The sequence below is a fragment of the Pseudoalteromonas sp. Ld20 genome, from assembly GCF_045064175.1.
Classification (GTDB): Bacteria; Pseudomonadota; Gammaproteobacteria; order Enterobacterales; family Alteromonadaceae; genus Pseudoalteromonas; species Pseudoalteromonas neustonica.
On sequence record NZ_JBISHB010000034.1, the window covers coordinates 234,886 to 252,233 of the forward strand.

At 39.2% G+C, this 17,348-nt stretch carries 13 protein-coding genes and 2 pseudogenes; 12 read left to right on the top strand and 3 right to left on the bottom strand.

The genetic code is table 11. From position 1 onward, the window contains the following. The first annotated feature begins 20 nt into the window (after positions 1 to 20). The 8 genes and pseudogenes from ACJJVX_RS10920 (at position 21) to ACJJVX_RS10955 (ending at position 6,809) form a co-directional block, all read left to right on the top strand. Positions 21 to 221 carry a hypothetical protein gene (locus tag ACJJVX_RS10920; RefSeq protein ID WP_054453255.1) on the top strand — a complete coding sequence of 67 codons (201 nt, stop codon included), beginning with the start codon at positions 21 to 23 and terminating at the stop codon, positions 219 to 221. Between the two features lie 41 nt (positions 222 to 262). Next, positions 263 to 475 (top strand): annotated as a pseudogene (locus ACJJVX_RS10925) (DUF6891 domain-containing protein); the annotation flags it as partial. Between the two features lie 60 nt (positions 476 to 535). Next, positions 536 to 766: pseudogene (locus ACJJVX_RS10930) on the top strand (YHYH protein); the annotation flags it as partial. Between the two features lie 243 nt (positions 767 to 1,009). Continuing rightward, a complete protein-coding gene (locus ACJJVX_RS10935; protein ID WP_405631442.1) occupies positions 1,010 to 2,485 on the top strand; it encodes an ATP-binding protein in 1,476 nt (491 codons plus the stop codon). 16 nt (positions 2,486 to 2,501) lie between these two features. After that, the gene (locus ACJJVX_RS10940; RefSeq protein ID WP_405631444.1) at positions 2,502 to 3,173 is read left to right on the top strand and encodes a response regulator; all 672 of its coding nucleotides are present in this window, start codon (positions 2,502 to 2,504) and stop codon (positions 3,171 to 3,173) included. A gap of 110 nt (positions 3,174 to 3,283) precedes the next feature. Further along, entirely contained in the window at positions 3,284 to 3,574 is a 291-nt protein-coding gene (locus ACJJVX_RS10945) for an EF-hand domain-containing protein (RefSeq protein WP_054453263.1), read from the top strand. Between the two features lie 2 nt (positions 3,575 to 3,576). Further along, a complete protein-coding gene (locus ACJJVX_RS10950) occupies positions 3,577 to 4,032 on the top strand; it encodes a hypothetical protein (RefSeq protein ID WP_054453265.1) in 456 nt (151 codons plus the stop codon). 143 nt (positions 4,033 to 4,175) lie between these two features. Continuing rightward, complete coding sequence (locus ACJJVX_RS10955) at positions 4,176 to 6,809, top strand: TonB-dependent receptor plug domain-containing protein (RefSeq protein WP_405631446.1); 2,634 nt, start codon at positions 4,176 to 4,178, stop codon at positions 6,807 to 6,809. Between the two features lie 350 nt (positions 6,810 to 7,159). Here the strand turns inward: ACJJVX_RS10955 and ACJJVX_RS10960 are convergent, their stop codons facing one another. Both ACJJVX_RS10960 and yghU read right to left on the bottom strand, forming a co-directional pair. After that, positions 7,160 to 8,542: an FG-GAP repeat domain-containing protein gene (locus tag ACJJVX_RS10960; protein ID WP_405631448.1), complete on the bottom strand. Its 1,383-nt coding sequence runs from the start codon at positions 8,540 to 8,542 to the stop codon at positions 7,160 to 7,162. 643 nt (positions 8,543 to 9,185) lie between these two features. Further along, the gene (yghU, locus tag ACJJVX_RS10965; protein ID WP_054205084.1) at positions 9,186 to 10,025 is read right to left on the bottom strand and encodes a glutathione-dependent disulfide-bond oxidoreductase; all 840 of its coding nucleotides are present in this window, start codon (positions 10,023 to 10,025) and stop codon (positions 9,186 to 9,188) included. 653 nt (positions 10,026 to 10,678) lie between these two features. On the opposite strand from yghU, the gene ACJJVX_RS10970 reads away from it, so the two are divergent. Together ACJJVX_RS10970 and ACJJVX_RS10975 are read left to right on the top strand one after the other, a co-directional pair. Next, positions 10,679 to 11,206 (top strand): GNAT family N-acetyltransferase, encoded by a 528-nt coding sequence (locus tag ACJJVX_RS10970; protein ID WP_054453271.1) that lies wholly within the window; start codon positions 10,679 to 10,681, stop codon positions 11,204 to 11,206. A gap of 277 nt (positions 11,207 to 11,483) precedes the next feature. Continuing rightward, entirely contained in the window at positions 11,484 to 11,744 is a 261-nt protein-coding gene (locus tag ACJJVX_RS10975) for a hypothetical protein (protein WP_152960585.1), read from the top strand. A 578-nt stretch (positions 11,745 to 12,322) separates the two neighbouring features. Here the strand turns inward: ACJJVX_RS10975 and ACJJVX_RS10980 are convergent. After that, entirely contained in the window at positions 12,323 to 14,467 is a 2,145-nt protein-coding gene (locus ACJJVX_RS10980) for a TonB-dependent receptor plug domain-containing protein (RefSeq protein WP_405631452.1), read from the bottom strand. A gap of 172 nt (positions 14,468 to 14,639) precedes the next feature. Between ACJJVX_RS10980 and ACJJVX_RS10985 the strand changes: the two genes are divergently transcribed. Next, positions 14,640 to 15,341 (top strand): response regulator transcription factor, encoded by a 702-nt coding sequence (locus ACJJVX_RS10985; RefSeq protein ID WP_170173987.1) that lies wholly within the window; start codon positions 14,640 to 14,642, stop codon positions 15,339 to 15,341. A 109-nt stretch (positions 15,342 to 15,450) separates the two neighbouring features. Beyond that, positions 15,451 to 17,121: a sensor histidine kinase gene (locus ACJJVX_RS10990; RefSeq protein ID WP_405631454.1), complete on the top strand. Its 1,671-nt coding sequence runs from the start codon at positions 15,451 to 15,453 to the stop codon at positions 17,119 to 17,121. Positions 17,122 to 17,348: the final 227 nt, after the last annotated feature.

The following is a 17,348-nucleotide window of genomic DNA, read 5'->3' on the forward strand; positions in this document are numbered from 1 at the left end:
TTTTGTTAAAGGGAAATAACATGAATGAAGTGAATCAATATATATTAGATACTATTAAGACTCATGTTTGGGGCGGTTTTGATACGCCAGATGAAATTCAAGGGATTATTTCTGATTTATTTGAAGAGGATGCTGATGAAAGGGTGCTTCGTGAATTCGTAAGTATTGAATTTAAAAAAAGTTTGAAGCTGAAAAACAATGACCTCAAGTTACAGATGTAGATCGGTTAGAAAGTGTTTTTCAAGCACTTAATCGTAATAGTATTCACTGCTTACATAATGCGGGCTATACGACCTCTGATGGACATGACGATTCAATGGAAGAATTGATGGCTTACCCGAAGGGGGCATTCTTTGGCTATTGCTTCTATCATGGTCAAGATCTAGAAAAAGCTGTTTCTGGCGGTGGTTTAATGCTCGCTTATGATCACGTTGATGGCGATGTACCTGAAAAAATTAAAGTAGCGCAAACTATTCAGCAAGAGTTACAAAGAGCAGAGTTTATTTTTGAGTGGGATGGTACTACCAATGAAAGCGTGTGCGAAACAGGTTTAGGCGCAGTTGGTTTAATGGTCAATGGCACCAGTATTTTTAACTGTGGCGATGCATGAGTTATGGCCAAAATGTATGGTATACGCTTACACCTATCGCAGAGCAATACGATGTTGATAATATGTGGCGGGCGTGTTGAAAATGGCGAATACCATCATCACTTTTATACCAGTTGTTTAGCCGATATGTTAAATCATGATGGCTCAGTACATTCAAAGTGCCCAGTTACGTGGTGTATGCAGGGGTCAATGCTATTTCAGTGACACTAAATAATCATGGGTATATTGGGCTGTGCAAGATAAAAAAATTCTGGCCACCTTGTATATTAATGACCAAACTAAAGAGTTAGTGACTTACAAATTTGAAATTTTTCCTATTCATAGCGTATTAACGCCAAGTCAGTAAGCATTTTATTTCCTAAAAGGTACGGACACCTTTCTTTTTAATAAGCGATATTGATGAAAATACATAATAAGTTATTTTTAATTTTATTTAGTTTTAGCTTTATTTTAATTACCGGATTAGTTTTAGTTATGCAGTGGAGTATTGGCCAAGGCATGGTTGATTATGTCAACGCTAAAGAAGTTAAAGCATTGCAGCCATTGGCTAGTCAACTAGCGCGTGAATACCAAAAAACATCATCATGGAAAAACTTTGAAGGGGAAAATCACCGCTTTTTTCACTTGATCAGAAAGCAATTAAAAGAAAGTCAGTTTTTGCCTTCAAGAACATCAGATCAGATCAATAAAGCCTCTCAGCGGCCTGGGTTTATGCCAAAACCTCGTGGGGAGCATCGCCCACCTATGGATCCTTCTTTTGCCGGTGAACTACGATTACCACCCGGTCATGAAGCGCACTATGCGTTACTGGATAATAATAAACAGGTCATTGCAGGGTTATATAAAGCAGATTTAACGTATCGAAATATTTTAATCTACGACGCTGATACAGTGGTTGGTTTCATTGCTGTTTCTAAGCGAAAAGGACTGATAGATGGCTACGAACTCGACTTTTTAGAGCAGCAAACTACTTACCTATGGCTAATCGCATTGGCAGCACTATTATTTACGCTATTAATTACCTTTTTATTAGCACGTCATTTAGTAGGCCCAGTAAAGCAAATTGCACAAGGAATGCATCACCTTAGTCAGGGGGACTATCAGTATAAATTAGAGCTAGATCGCCATGATGAATTAGGCCAGTTAAGTGAAGATTACAATACGTTAGCGCTTACTTTGGCACGCAACGAAGAAGCCCGTAAACGTTGGCTGGCAAACACTTCACATGAATTACGTACGCCAATCACCATTTTAATGGGTGAACTTGAAGCAATGCTATTAGGAGTGAGGCCGCTAACCGTAAAGAATATTAGTTCAGCCAACGATGAAGCATTGCACCTAAAAAGATTAATAGATGATTTGCATATGCTCAATAGTGCAGAGCTCGGTGGTATGCATTTTAATATGCAGCCATTATTAATGGATGAACTATTTCGTTCAGTTGAGCAAAAGTACGTTGTTATTTTTAATCAACATAATATCGAATTTGTAATAAAAATTCATAGCCATAAAATAACATTATTGGCAGACAAAACACGCTTAATGCAGCTTTTTGATAATATTTTAATGAATGCAGTACACTACGCACAGTGCTCAGCTATTCAGCTAACAGTGCAAATGACGCAGCGCTTAAATCAAGATTACGTTGAGATAAAAATAACAGACAATGGGGTTGGTGTTGACGATCAGCATCTTAGCCATTTATTTGAATACTTATACCGCGTAGATGATGCTCGCAACCGTCAACAAGGAGGTTCTGGTTTAGGTTTATCGCTATGTCAGCACATTGTGCAGTCTCATCAAGGTGAGATCACAGCTATCAATTCGCCGTTAGGCGGTTTAGGTATTATTATTAGCTTACCCGTGGAGACATAAATTAGTGACCGTCCCAATGCCCCCCAAAATATTAATTGTAGAAGACGAAGTGAAGCTCGCTAATTTAATGAGTGATTTTTTACTTAGTCAACATTTTGAGACTCATCAAATTCATCATGGTAATGATGTTCTTCCTTGGCTTAAAGACAACTACCCCAGTGTTATTTTGCTTGATGTGATGCTACCAGGCATCAGTGGTATTGAATTATGTAAAGCAATTAGACAGTGCTCGTCAGTGCCCATAATGATGGTGTCAGCCAAAGTGGAAGAAATAGACCGTCTATTGGGTTTAGAGCTGGGAGCGGATGATTATGTATGCAAACCCTTTAGTTATGCGGAAGTAGTTGCGCGGGTTAAAGCGTTATTGAGGCGCAGTGAGCTTGTAAAGCCACAGCAAATCACCGACATGCTTTTAGATGAAAACACTTTTAGTGTGCAATACAAAGGGCGAACAGTAACGCTGACCAGTGTTGAGTTTCAGTTATTTAAACCGTTATTTGATAAACCTAACCGTATTTTTAATCGTGAAAGTTTAATGAATAATATGTATGCCGATCAGCGTATTGTGAGTTTTCGTACCATTGACAGCCATATTAAAAAGTTACGAAAAAAACTCGATGAAGTATGCAAGCATGATAGTGTTATTCAATCTGTTTACGGCGTGGGTTATCGTTTTGTAAAACCCTAACTTCCTTATTTGTTGCACATTGTTTGCGTTTTTTAATAATACGCTTGTATGTAGTTAACTTGAGTTCTTATAAAGAGACTCACTGACCCTACTATGCAAGAGGTTGAATTATGAAATCGTTAAGTGCAATCGCATTACTCACTGTTCTATGTGTCACTTTTACAGCGCAAGTTGCCGCTAAAAAAGAGGGCAAGCCACCACCTCGTCCTGATTTCTCAACCATTGATAGTGATGGCAGTGGTGGTGTTGACTTTAATGAGTTTAGTGCTCAAAAACGCCCTCCGGGTGCGGATGATATTCAAATGATTTTTGATGAAATTGACGCTGATAAAAATGGTGAAATTTCAAAACAAGAATTTAAAAATCATAAACCCCCTCAGCGTCAGCGTAAAGGAGATTAATTATGATCAGTAATATTTCTTCAAGTACTAATTTTGAGCCTATGCAACGTCCAAAGGCTCAATCACTTTCGAGTGAGCAAACTCAATTGGTGAATGACACTTTATCTGGATTTGATCCTGAAAAGTTAACCGCTGAAGATGCACAGACGATAGTTGCGACGTTTAAGGATGCAGGTATTCAGCCAGGCAAAGAAATGGAGTCGTTGATGGCCGAAGCCGGTTTTGATGCGGCTCTAGTTGGTGAAATGGGTCGCCCAGAAGGAGGGCGACCACCGGGGCCTGCGCCACAAGGAGGCTTTGAACAAGTTAACACTGACGAAGTGGTTAGTTATTTAGATGAATTGCTCGCAAATTATTCAGATCAACTTAATGATGACGATAAAGAATCAATTTTAGCGTCCGTGCAAGAAAAGTTCGGTTTAAGCCAAAGTGATTCATTGCTGAGTGTAAAAGTATAATACCAATTAGTAACCAGTTAATTACGGGCAAATAACGGGTTGCTTGTTCCTATAGTGCGACAATTTGTCGCATTTTCAAAAACAGCAAAGTCTATATCATAAGCTCCTATTTTTAATAATAAAATTTTTAATAGGCAGTACACATGAATAACCCTATGGCCTTTTGTGCCATCGCTACCGCATTAGCCACATCGCATACTTTAGCAAATGAAATGACCGATAATATTGAGCGCATTAATGTGACCGGCTCACACATCAAACGCACTGATTTTGAAACAGCCAGTCCTGTAACCGTGATTGACGCAACACAAATTGCTCAAACAGGCATTGTAAATGTTGAAGATTTATTGCAACGCATGTCGTTTTCAGCGGGCGTTGCGGGTAATGCGACCAATGCCTATTGGACAAGTGGAGGATATGGATCGGCACAGATAAACTTGCGCGGTATGGGGATTAAACGCACGCTAGTATTATTAAATGGGCGACGAATTGTAAACGGTGGCACGGGAGCCAATAGTGCGGTTGATTTAAATATGATCCCAACCTCAATTATTGAACGCGTAGAAGTACTAAAAGATGGCGCATCTGCCATTTATGGCGCTGACGCTGTTGCCGGTGTGGTTAATATCATCACTAAAACACAATTAGATGGTGCTGAATTTACTGCAAAGTTAGGCGCTGGGGATGAAGGTGACGGGCAAAGCCAAGAAATTAGCTTTAATGTAGGCGGTGAGTTTGATCGCGGCCATTTTGTTTTTAGTGCGAGCTATATAAATACCGAGGCAGTAAGGCAGTCAGACCGTATAGACTGCGCTAAAAATGAGAAAGTAAATGCAGATGGCAGTAGCCAATTAAATTGTTTTGGCAGTGCAACAACCGCTGGTGGGCGAGCACTATTGGCTGATGGCAGCAGTGTGCAATTTAATCAAGATCCGCAAGGTGATGGTAATAGTTTTGAAGCGTATGATATAGCAAAACACGGTTTTACGTGGATCCCTTATTTAAATGCAGTAAACCCAAGCCAACGTATTAACCTATCGACTAACCTCAATTACCAACTGACAAGTAACATAAACTTTTTTACAGAAGCGCAATATAGTAATCGCCAATCAGAGCAAATAGTGACACCACGCAGTATTAGCGGTATTAAGGTCTCTAAAGAGTTTGCTTATAACCCAACAGGGCAAGACTTAGAGCTAACTCGTAGGCGTAATGTAGAGCTTGGTGCGCCGTATTTTTTTCAAGAAACAAACACAGCGCGTATTGTTATTGGGTTTGATGGCACATTAGCAAATGATTGGCAGTGGGAAGTTGCTTATAACTATGGGCGTAACACTGGCACTGACGGCTGGACGTTTGATCAAGATAAAGCCAAGGTCGCACAAACGCTAGATGATACAGTATGCAGTTATACTCCTGGTGCTGCCATTCCGTGTGGCGACTGGTTTGGTGTTGGTGAATTAAGTAATGAAGTGATTGATTACGTAAAGTATCGCCGTGAAGGCAATGGTGGCAACCAATTAAAATCATTGGCATTTAACTTATCGGGTGACATCACTGAGTTACCCGCAGGTACATTGGCCTTTGCCGCTGGGCTTGAAAGGCGTGAAGAAAGCGGCTGGCGAAATCCTGATTCAACGGTTCTTGCCAATGGTGGAGAAGACAGTATTAATGGTGACTATGATGTAAATGAAGCTTTTATTGAGCTTGCCATCCCATTGTTTGAAAGCCTTGAAGCAAACTTAGCAACACGCTACTCAGACTACAGTACCTTTGGCAATAAACTGACTTATAAGCTCGGGCTTACATGGCAAGTTGCGGATGACTTAATGCTTCGTGGTGTTAAATCAACAGCATTTAGAACGCCGGTGATAACCGAGTTATTTGGTGGCACAAATGCGGAGAACCTTCGCACTATCGATCCCTGTGAAAACGCAACTGGCGCAATTGCGGTTAATTGTTTAGCCGCCGGGCTCCCTGCTGATTTTGCACAAGATGGCACAACGGTACGAACTTCAGTCGGTGGAAACCCAGATGTAAAACCTGAATCGGCAGACACACTTACACTAGGTCTAGTTTGGCAGCCGCACTTTATTGACGGGTTATCGACTACACTCGATTACTTTGATATAGACGTAAAAGACGCTATTACCTCGGTTAATGGCTCTGACACCTTGAAGTTGTGTTACACCAACCCAGCGCTTTACAGCGCTTACTGTAATACTTTTACACGCCACGCCGTAACGGGGCAAATAAATTCATTGAGTCAGCGCCCAGTCAATGCTGCGTTTGAAACGGTTAGTGGGGTTGATTTTAATACACGTTACACCGCCAATATTTTTGGTTTAAGCAGCCAGTTTGAGTTAGATGCCACGCGGTTACTCAAGCATGAAAACACGCCTTTTGCAGGGCAAGCAACGCAAAGCCTGTTAGGCTACATTACTGAGGACCAAGGCAGTTATACAAAATGGCGCGCTAATTTAGGGATCACTGTAAAAGCGGATGCGTGGTCAGCACATTATGCTATGCGTTACATTGGTGGTGCGCGTGATGTAAATGGCGGTGGTCCAATTGGCCGCGCGGTTGAAAGTGTTACCTACAGTGATGTTCAAGGGCGTTACTTTATAACTCAAGATACATCTATCAGCATGGGGATAGACAACATCTTTGATAAAAAAGCTCCCTTTTTAACCTCATGGAACGACGCTAATACAGATGTGATGACGTATGATTTACTTGGTAGAAGAGGCTACATTAAGTTAAATATTAACTTTTAAAGCAATTTAGTGATGCGTGTAATTTAAGTTCACGTTACAGCAAAGTGCGTTTATGCACTTTGCTGTATATCTATACCCAAGCCACCTCAAGATGCAGTTTCAGTTGGCGTTAAAAGCGATTTAGGCAAGGCATTGCAGAGAATGGTTATTCCCTTGTTATAAATCAATCTGCTTATAAAAGTAACGCAGTATAAATCGCTTTTAAACCAACCCGCAGGGCATTTCACAGGTACTTACTCTCTGCGTTGTTACTTCTTAAAAGGGACGGCCATTCTTACAAAGTAACGCCTTGATATTAAGCCCCTTTGAAACGCTGAATTCTGTATCTTGAGGTGATTTGGGTATATAAGCTACTTACTTATCAGAGTGGTTATTTTACTGGTGCCATCTTCTTCAGTAAATTTAAATACAAAATCGTGTTTAGAGTCGTTATTTAAATCAACCAATAAAATATCTCTTGGGTGTGTTGGTAACGCGTGTTTGATTTTTTTACGTTTTGAAGCAAACAAGTTGTTTTGCTCACCGTAATAAATGCCTAAGGTTTTTTTATTGTATCTATAAACCGCATCAATGTACCCGTCGCCGTTTATATCGGCTAATTTAAGAGGCTCTACAGGGCCTGAATTTGACATAGAAAGCGGGGCTTCAACTTCGAAGTCTGCGTTTGGTTTCTCTGAAAAGTTACCTGTATTTAACTGTTTAAAAAATGAAAACTCAATATCTACGTCGGTATCACCGCCGCCCATCGCCATCGAGGCAATGGTCCCAAAGCCAAAATCAACGTCTAACCGCTGTAAGTCAATTAAACCATCGTTATCTAAATCATGTTCAAATATTAACTCACCCATGGCGCTGGTGTTCGGTAAGCTTATAGGGTTGCTAAAGCTACCATCCGCTTGGCCTAAATAAAGGCTACGAGTGACTGTCGCATCAAGCGCATCCATGCCTTTCGTTTTAGGCATTTGGGCAATAATAAAGTCTAAATAGCTGTCGTGATTTATATCAGCAAAATGATTGATTGTTACTTTGCTGCCGTCATCCATTTTACCAATGCTTACTGGTAATGTCAGTGGCGTAACCTTACTTGCAAAGCCTTGCTCTGTGGCAAATAAAACACGGGCACTTTGTGCGTTTTTAAACACTAAATCAACATAGCCATCGCGGTTTATATCAATCGTTGTAGGGGCGGTGCTTATATCAATATCAAGAGTTAAATGGTTGTCGTTAAACTGACCATTAAACAAGGACTCTTTTTTAAAGGTATGAGGGGTAAATTTACCAAGCTGATCTTGAATGTAAACCGTACTGGTTTCAATATCGGGCAGTAAAATATCACTCAGGCCATCAAGATTTACATCAACAACAAAGCTAACCTTATTAAGCTTATCACTGGTTAATCGATTTAAAACTGAGGTATATTTGAATAACAATGTGCTGTGTTCTTTTTGGCTAATATATACGCCATCGGCAGTTAAAATAAGTGCTTGCGGGTGCGGTGTATTCGCAAGTTTTGCAACGTCAAAACCAAGCGCGTTATCGGGTACTGTTAGCACATAGTTTTCAGTGTTTTCAATATCAATTTTGGCTAATTGATTCTGTTCCGAGTTGTAGGCAAAAAGCACTGAAGAGTCAGTCGTTATTAATTGTTCTGTGGTTTTAATCACAAGCTGCTGGCTTGCAAGTAATAATGGGCTAAAGGCGAGTAGTGTTAAAGCAGCCGTTGTTTTAAGCATTTTCAATTCCTTGTAAACGTATTGTAATTATTGTGTTTAAGCTTTGGCCTTAAATGCTAACAAAAGCACGGTTTGGTACAACAAATATTTTGTAAGTAATTGTTTGAAGATGTTAATTTATCTTTGCTTATAAATGTTAGTAACTCAAAGTGCATTAACCTCATGGTGTACCGATCACCAATAGCATGGCGTTTATGGCTACAATTAGTGCGCTTTATGGGTTATTTAGCTGTGTGTTTTTAGGGCGGGTAATACTGATGATACAAGTAAAAAACGCATCAATTGATGCGCACACTGTTTAGAGTATACCCAAGCCACCTCAATATGCAGACTTCAGCGTTTCAAAGGGGCTTAATATCAAGGCGTTACTTTGTAAGAATGGCAGTCCCTTTTAAAAAGTAACAACGATGAGAGTAAGCGCCTGTGAAACGCCCAAGGGGTTGGTTTAAAAGCGATTTATACTGCGTTACTTTTATAAGGGAATGATTTTAACAAGGGAACAACCATTATTTGCAATCAATGCCTTGCCTAAATTGCTTTTAACTCCAACTGAAAGTGCATCTTGAGGTGGTTTGGGTATATAGCGTAAATGCGCGTGGCTTATTGAGCTCAAGCGCATTGTATGGGTATTAGCTACACTCTACTAAAAGTCATCTTTACTATGGCGCTGTGCGAGTTGCTCCTCATCGGGCCCCCATACACGGTTAACTCGGCGGCCACGTTTAACTGCTGGGCGGCGTTCAATTTGTTTAGCCCAGCGCATTACATGTGTGTATGACTCAACATCTAAAAATTCAGCAGCGTCATATAAATTGCCCAATACCAAAGAGCCATACCAAGGCCAAATCGCAATATCGGCAATAGAATACTCGCTACCAGCCATATAATCGTGATCGCTTAAATGGCGATTTAACACATCTAACTGGCGCTTAACTTCCATAGTAAAACGGTCAATAGGGTATTGCATTTTATGCGGTGCGTACGCGTAAAAGTGGCCAAAACCACCGCCTAAGTAGGGCGCAGATCCCATTTGCCAAAATAGCCAATTACGACATTCAGCTTTACTGGTGTGATCGCTCGGCACGAGTGCATCAAACTTTTCAGCCAAATACTGCAAAATAGCCCCAGACTCAAACACGCGTGTGCTAGGAGTTGTGGTGTGATCCATAAGAGCAGGAATTTTTGAATTAGGGTTCACACTTACAAACCCAGAACCAAACTGGTCACCTTCGCCAATTTTAATTAAAAACGCATCGTACTCTGCATCAGTTAAACCAAGCTCTAATAACTCTTCGAGCATAATGGTAACTTTTTGACCATTAGGGGTTGCTAGAGAATACAGCTGTAGAGGGTGCTCACCTACGGGTAACTCTTGTTGGTGGGTTGCTCCAGCAATAGGGCGATTGGTTTTAGCCCACTCGCCGCCATTGTCAGCATCCCATTGCCATACTGTGGGTGGTGTATAGTCTTCGCTGTTACTCATAAAAACTCCTTAAACATGGGTTGTACAAATTAGGGTATAAAGAACATTACGAACAACCCACTGTAGATGATCATAACCAACAAAGGAAGTAAGATTGAATTTCAACACTCAAAAATAACAGTATATTTAATAAGCACGGTTATGCGCTTAGTGTGGGTATAGATGCCAATTAAAGTTCCGAGTTTAAGTTATTTTGTTGCTAGGGCGTGTTGACCTTTCGTGATTGATTTTGCAGCAGTCTATTTGGTATTTAGGCAAGGCAGCGCCTATGGTGTGTGGTTGTTCCCCATAAATAGGCGATAACGCAGTATAAATGCCAAACATGCGCTGCCCAAAGGGTTCTTCCTAGGGGCGATTAACTCTTTGTTGCTCGGTTTTTACTTAGCCCGCTAGGTTACAAACCTCGCGCCGCGATTAAATCGCCCCTAGAACGAACAAATTTCAATCCACAAAGGTCAACACGCCCTAGTATTTTACTTTTAAAAAGATAGCAAAACTCACTCTATGTGCTTTTATAAAAACATCCCCCTATAAAACATTCACCTATAAAAACATGAAATCAGAGGCACCCATGACTTACACTAAACAATTGAACCATAATAGGAACTCGGCTATGGTTTGGTACCAATAAAAGTAAAGCCGAAGGACGCTGCATGCACATAGCTGGGGCAAGAATAAAACTATCACCGTTGGATGAGTCTGATTTAGATTTATTTATTGAAATATCAATGTCATCAGCGATGATGGAACATGTGTATGACCCATGTACTTTTGAACAAGCTAACGATGCATTTATTGCCAAATCACGCCCTTGGACTATGGACAGTGATGGCTGGTTATCGCTTGGTATCACCGAAGTAACCACGGGTGAAAAGCTTGGTAATATTGGCCTTAAAATTACGAGTCATGAAGCACGTATTGCAGAGGTCGGTTTTATGATCAAACCAAGTGCTCAGGGAAGGGGGTTTGCTAGCGAGGCATTAAACTTAATTAAACACTTTGCTTTACTCGAGCTAGGCCTCAATAAATTAGTGGCTACCTGTTCAGTTGGTAATTCTAATTCGTACAAGCTATTAGAAAAAAATGGTTTTATTCGCGAAGGTTGTTTAAAACAAAACGTTATAATCAAGGGGGAATATGTTGATGACTATATTTACGGATTATGTAAATCTGATTTATAACAATCGATTAGTATTCTTATATTGCTAGGTTTTGCTTGCAATAATGTGATTGTATAGGGATTTTTAATTGCATTGAATACCTGCAAAAGATAGATTGTTAACAATGAATTAGAGTTCAACTTAAAGGGAATTAACGTTGGTAAAATTTACGTCATTTATTGTATTTTGTATTCTCATCACCACTATAAGCTTGCCAATTCAAGCTCAAAAATTGCATTCTCTAAACGTCAATGGGCTCTGGGAGGATGTAAATAACAGCAATTTTAGTAATGGTCACATGATCATATCCCAAGACGCTGAATTAATATACGTAACGCATTACGTTGAGTTTAAAGGGTTGCCTTTAGTTGAATACGGTATAGGCACTCGTACAGGTAATACGATTGAATATAAAGTAAAAGTAACTCAGAAAATACCAGGTTGGACTACCGAAGGTATGCATACGTTAACGATTTCTGAAGACGGTACAATGCTCACAGGGCATTACACATCAGGAGGGAAAAAAGGCCCATTAGAATTTAAAAAAGCAGGTAAATGATCGTTTTATGTGTTGATTATCTATATGTTCATTTTAATAATAGAGATGTAACAAATTAATTATACTTCTTAGAAAAATACGTTGATGAAAATAGACTATCGTTTTTGAGTTATGAGCGGTTGCTCAGTAATTATGAAGCCAAGAACAGAGTACTTTCTACCTTAAATAATAGGGTTAAGTTGCAGTTTCGCGTAATCCCCCCCTATTTATTGGTTATCTTCTAACGAGCTTGTAGAATACTCGTTGTGAATTTATTTTTATGGATGGCTCAATCATAACTGAGTTCCAATTTTGACCCCATTAGTTTTTTCGTAGGAGTCAGGTCGTAGGAATAGGCTTTAGCCGCGAATGGTGTTACACCAAGGTTAAAGTGAATTGCACCACCGAAAACTCAGAAGCGCTTCGCTGCACAGAAGCCGGTATTTTTATAAAAAAGTTCAGTGCTGGCGCACGTAATTGGTAGGTTACATTCAACTAACTTCAATGAGTATGCTAGTTAAACAGTAAAAAATGACAAATGCAGCAATGCTATTTTTGTCATTTTAACGACTAAATAATTAGTGTGCTAAACACCCAACCTAGAACTGGCCGGTTAAGGTTAATGAAAATCGAGGTGCGCGTTCATTTGCACGTTGCTCTTGCCTTAAATACTGACTTTGCGTAAATAATCCTGTATAGCGCGCTTTATTAACGGTGTACCTATCATTGAGTAAGTTATCACCTTTGAAGCGCAACTTTAAATTTTGCGATATTTGATAATCAATAAAGGCATTTGCAGTGATTTTAGTATCAACATTGCCCTGATAGTTATAATAGTAAAACATATAACGGCTTTTATCTTCGAGTGTTAAACTCATCGATAGCCCAGGTAAAATTTCGTTTTGGTTTAGCTTTACCTGCCAAGTGTTTTTACTGACTCGCTCGATAGGGGCTTTTTCAGCGGTAAAAGGATGGATCACCTCACTATCTCGCCAGGTATAATTAGCACTGATCAAGGTGTTATTTAGTTCAAACGCGTCTAATCCAAAGTATGTATCAAACTCAATACCATACTCTTTAGCGTTTTCGATATTACCGTCACCTGAGCGCTTAGCCAATAACACTTCATTTATTAAATCGCTTATTTTATGGTAGTAAGGCGTCACAATAAAACTACCATCGGTCGATTGCCACTGCTTTTCAAACGCGATTGATAGCTCGTCACGCACTTGGGGTTTTAAATCAGGGTTGGTTTCTTCAAGGCGAGACTCGTAACTATCAAACCTTGGCACAAAATCTTTAAGATCAAGTTGACTGACTGTTCGTTGGTAATTAAAACGCATCTGGTAAATATCATTAAAATCATAGCGCAGGTTTAAGCGTGGTTTAAGGTAGTTAAATGTGCGAGCTGTGTTACTTTTTGCGTTTTGTAATGTCTCCTCTATCACGGATAAATCTGTCGCTACATTAATAGTCGAGCGTTCATAAACCAAAGACGACTGTAGGTTTAACTGAGGAGAAATGGCAAAGTTATAATTACTAAACGCTTCATAACGTGTTTCTTTAATATCATTTAATTCAGTCGAGTGATAAGCCGCGCCTGTTTGACGAATAAATTGTAAATTTTCATTAAGCTGATTTATCGCCACCTCAAAGCCAGAGTCAAAAGTATGGCTTTTATTAAGGTTAAAACGCCAATTGGTACGTAGAACATTTTCTTTTGAGGTATAAATACGTGGTAACTTATAATTTGGTTTAAATACATCACCATCTTGCAAAATACGGTGCCAAATTTTATCATCAGAATCCGCCTGATTACTAATAAATAACAGTTTTAGCTGATGGGCGTCATTATAATCATGGGTAATATCGCCACTTACCTCCCACTTATCTCTACCCCAATCGTACTGTAATACTTTGCTTTCAAATGTGTCTGAGGTTAAAAATTCACTGTCATTGGCAGTGAGTGCATCGACTTTAATTTTTTCGTAAATGGCTGTGAGTTGCATAGCGGTTTTATCTGAATATACATATTCTAGTTTTGCTGATAGCTGGCTTGCTTTGTATATATTCTCGCGGACACGGGCGTTCGTTTGTGTGTCAACTAGCTTTGGGGAAGTAAACACTTCTTCTGAGCTTATTTCAGTTGTATTGACGTAGTGGTTTAAGCCAACTCTATATTTTAAATTGCCTTTGCTTGCACTGTAAGTCAAAGAACCTGTGGTATATGGCTTTATATCAGCTGTTTTAACCGTGCCCAGTGTCCAAAGAATAGATGTATCTATATCTTGTTTAAGTACCACATTAATCACTAATCCATTACTTTGAACATCTAAATCAGAGCGAGTCCCGCGGATCAATTCAATGTACTCAACATCCTTTGCCTGAATATTATTGAGCTCTTTCGTAATATTATTTTCTTTACCCGACATACGTTTACCGTTTATCAAAATTTGATCGCCGGACGAACCAAAACCGCGACTTTCTGATGCGCTGTTCATTTTACTTAATAGGGTATTTGCACCGGGGGTATTTTCTAAAATGTCGTATAACGTTTGAGGATCTAACGCCATAAAGGAACTCGCTTCATACCGCTGCGTATTGGCGACGGGTTCACTTGCAGCACTGCTGGTTGAAAACCCAAGTAACATACTTGAGCCACCAATCAAAACGGTGGATAAAATAGCCTGATATAACGCACAGCGCTTATACAATAAATTTGGGTGAGTATCGCGGTTTGTCATTGTTAGATCCCTGTTATTTAATTCAGGGTTATCTTAATCAGTCTCAGCACCTTCAAATAGGCACAAAAGGTAAAATTAACGCAGTAAAAGTTTTACAAAACTTTGCATTATAACGTTTAAAAAGGGTGATATAGTCCAGATTGCATAAGTGAAGGATTTAAAAAACAATAATATGAATATTAAACCAACACTGCTCATCATCGAAGATGAACCGAGTATATTACGTGGCTTAACTGATCTATTTGTATTTCATGGCTTTGATGTTGAAAGTGAAATGGATGGAAAAAAAGGATTAAGCCGCGCGTTAGAAAAGCAACACAGTTGTATTCTTTTAGATGTGATGCTGCCATCAATGAATGGCTTTGAGATATGCAATGCCATTAGAGTACAATCCCAAATTCAGCCTATTTTAATGCTGACTGCAAAAAATACAGAGGCAGATATTATTAATGGCCTTACCTTAGGCGCTGACGATTATTTGGCAAAACCGTTTTCAACGTCTGAATTAGTATTAAGAGTCACGGCTTTAATCAGGCGCTCAGGCTTATCTAACAATAACAACAAACTCAATATTGGCAAGCATGTGAGTATTTGCATGCAAAAATTAACGGGAACATCTCATAAACAAGCCGTGCGCTATACACGTCGAGAAGTGAATATTTTAACGTACTTAAACCAGCAAAAAGCCCCCGTATCACGCGATGAACTATTAAGAGAAGTGTGGGGATATAAATCAACCGACTGCCTAGACACCCGTACTGTGGATATTCACATCGCTAAAATAAGAAAAAAAATTGAACGCGACCCAAAAACACCTGAATATCTAGTCACCCTAAGAGGCGAAGGGTATCAGCTTTTTAGTCGACAATCGTAATATGAAGCCACAGCTCTTAAATAAGCGATTATTAAGCTACAAACAGCGTGTTAACCGTCTGCGTTGTTTTACCTTCGTTTGTTTGTTTCTCTTATTAGCGCCAATTAGCATGGTGTTCATTAAAGGTTACTATCAATTTGAAAAAGACCTTTTAACCGAGTATCAAGATAAAACCGAAGAAATAACCTCGCAGCTAAACTTGCGGTTATTTAAGCGAGTGGTTTTTGATAACGCGTTAAGCACACTCGCGTTTGATTACTACCAACATATTTATAACCCGAACAATAAACACGTAACCAAAGAAAAATCGCCTCTTTCAAGCCTAGAATACAATACTCGATATGACGGACTTTTAGGTTATTTTCAAGTTGACCAAGATGGCAATTTTAACAGCCCTGTCTGGCCTGATTTTATACGCGATACCCAAAGTTTAATAACCGCTCAAGATGATGATGAGACGATAAAACGTAAAAGCCTCGTGTCAAAATTATATACAATAACCGCCAAGTCTAATGAACTAAAAGCACTCATTAACAATAAACTATCTGTAAATAATGAGAAGTTTCTTTTATTATCGGATGTACCCGGACACCTTGTTTTTTATCGCGTTGTTCATGTAAATAACATTCAAAAGTTACAAGGTTATGTCATCGATGTAAGCGCATACTTAAACAATCAAGTTAAAAGAATGCTAACGACAGTGCAGTTTAACAACACGATAGCCATTACATTAAAGTCTACGTTAACGGGCTCAGATAAAGGCTACTTTATTTATCAGGGAAACGCGCAAAGCCAAGCAACTATCACTCAGGCAGCTATAACTCCGGGAACTATAACCCAGCCAATGCAATTATCACCTGTGTATAGTCAACGGGCCATAAACAGCCATGAATTAAGGTGGCCTTTTAAAGACCATCAGCTTACTTATTCAACCTCAAAATTTATTTTACCCACAGCTGCCACTTATAATCTGGGTTTAATGATGCTGCTGATGCTTGGTATTGTCATTGGCTGTTATGGCTTTTACCGTTTAGGGGTCAAACAACTAAAGCTTGCAGAGCAGCAGCTAAACTTTGTTTCCTCAGTGAGTCATGAGCTTAAGACACCTTTAACATCAATCCGCATGTATTCAGAAATGCTAAAGTCAGGCATGGTGCCATCAGAACAGTATAAGTTAGATTATTACGACTTTATACACAGCGAGAGTGAACGGCTCTCTCGTTTAATCGATAATATATTGCAACTTTCAAAGCTTAATCAACCACAACATAGTGTTGAAGCGCACTACACCAAACTCAGTATTTTAATCGACATGATTGAATCAAAAGTGTCGTCTTTATTAATTAAAAGCGACTTTAAAATAAACATTTCGAGTGAGTTTGAACAACCTGAAAGAGCATTACTCTTAGTTGATCTAGATGCATTTTCGCAAGTGGTTATTAACATAACCGATAATGCCATTAAGTTCTTTGATAGCGATAAAATACAAGATTACACACGTAAGAAAATAGATATTCATTTTAAACCGGATCCTAAAAATAAAGATTTCATCGTGATAGAATTTCGTGATTATGGTGATGGGGTTAGTGCTGAACAAGAACGTAAAATTTTTGAATTATTTTATCGAGGAGGTTCAGAACTAACACGCTCAACACAAGGAACTGGGATCGGGCTCGCACTGGTTAATGAACTCGTTCTAGCGCAGCAAGGCACCATTGAGGCACAACGCATGTCGCCAGGCCTATCAATAAAAATACGGTTTAAAAGTAAGAGGCAGTGATTTTTTAAGTGTATAAAAGCAAAAATAAATACCTGAGTGAAACAGCGCCTTACCCCTTTGGCTTTTTTTGAGTTTAAAACACAAAATATGAAATGCAGTTGAGATGCAAATTATTGGCTGTTAATCTATTGAAATTATTGGCTGTTAATCTATTGAAATTATTGACTGTTAATATTTTCTTGTAAGAGGCTTATACCCAAACCACCTCAAGATGCGAGTTTCAGTTG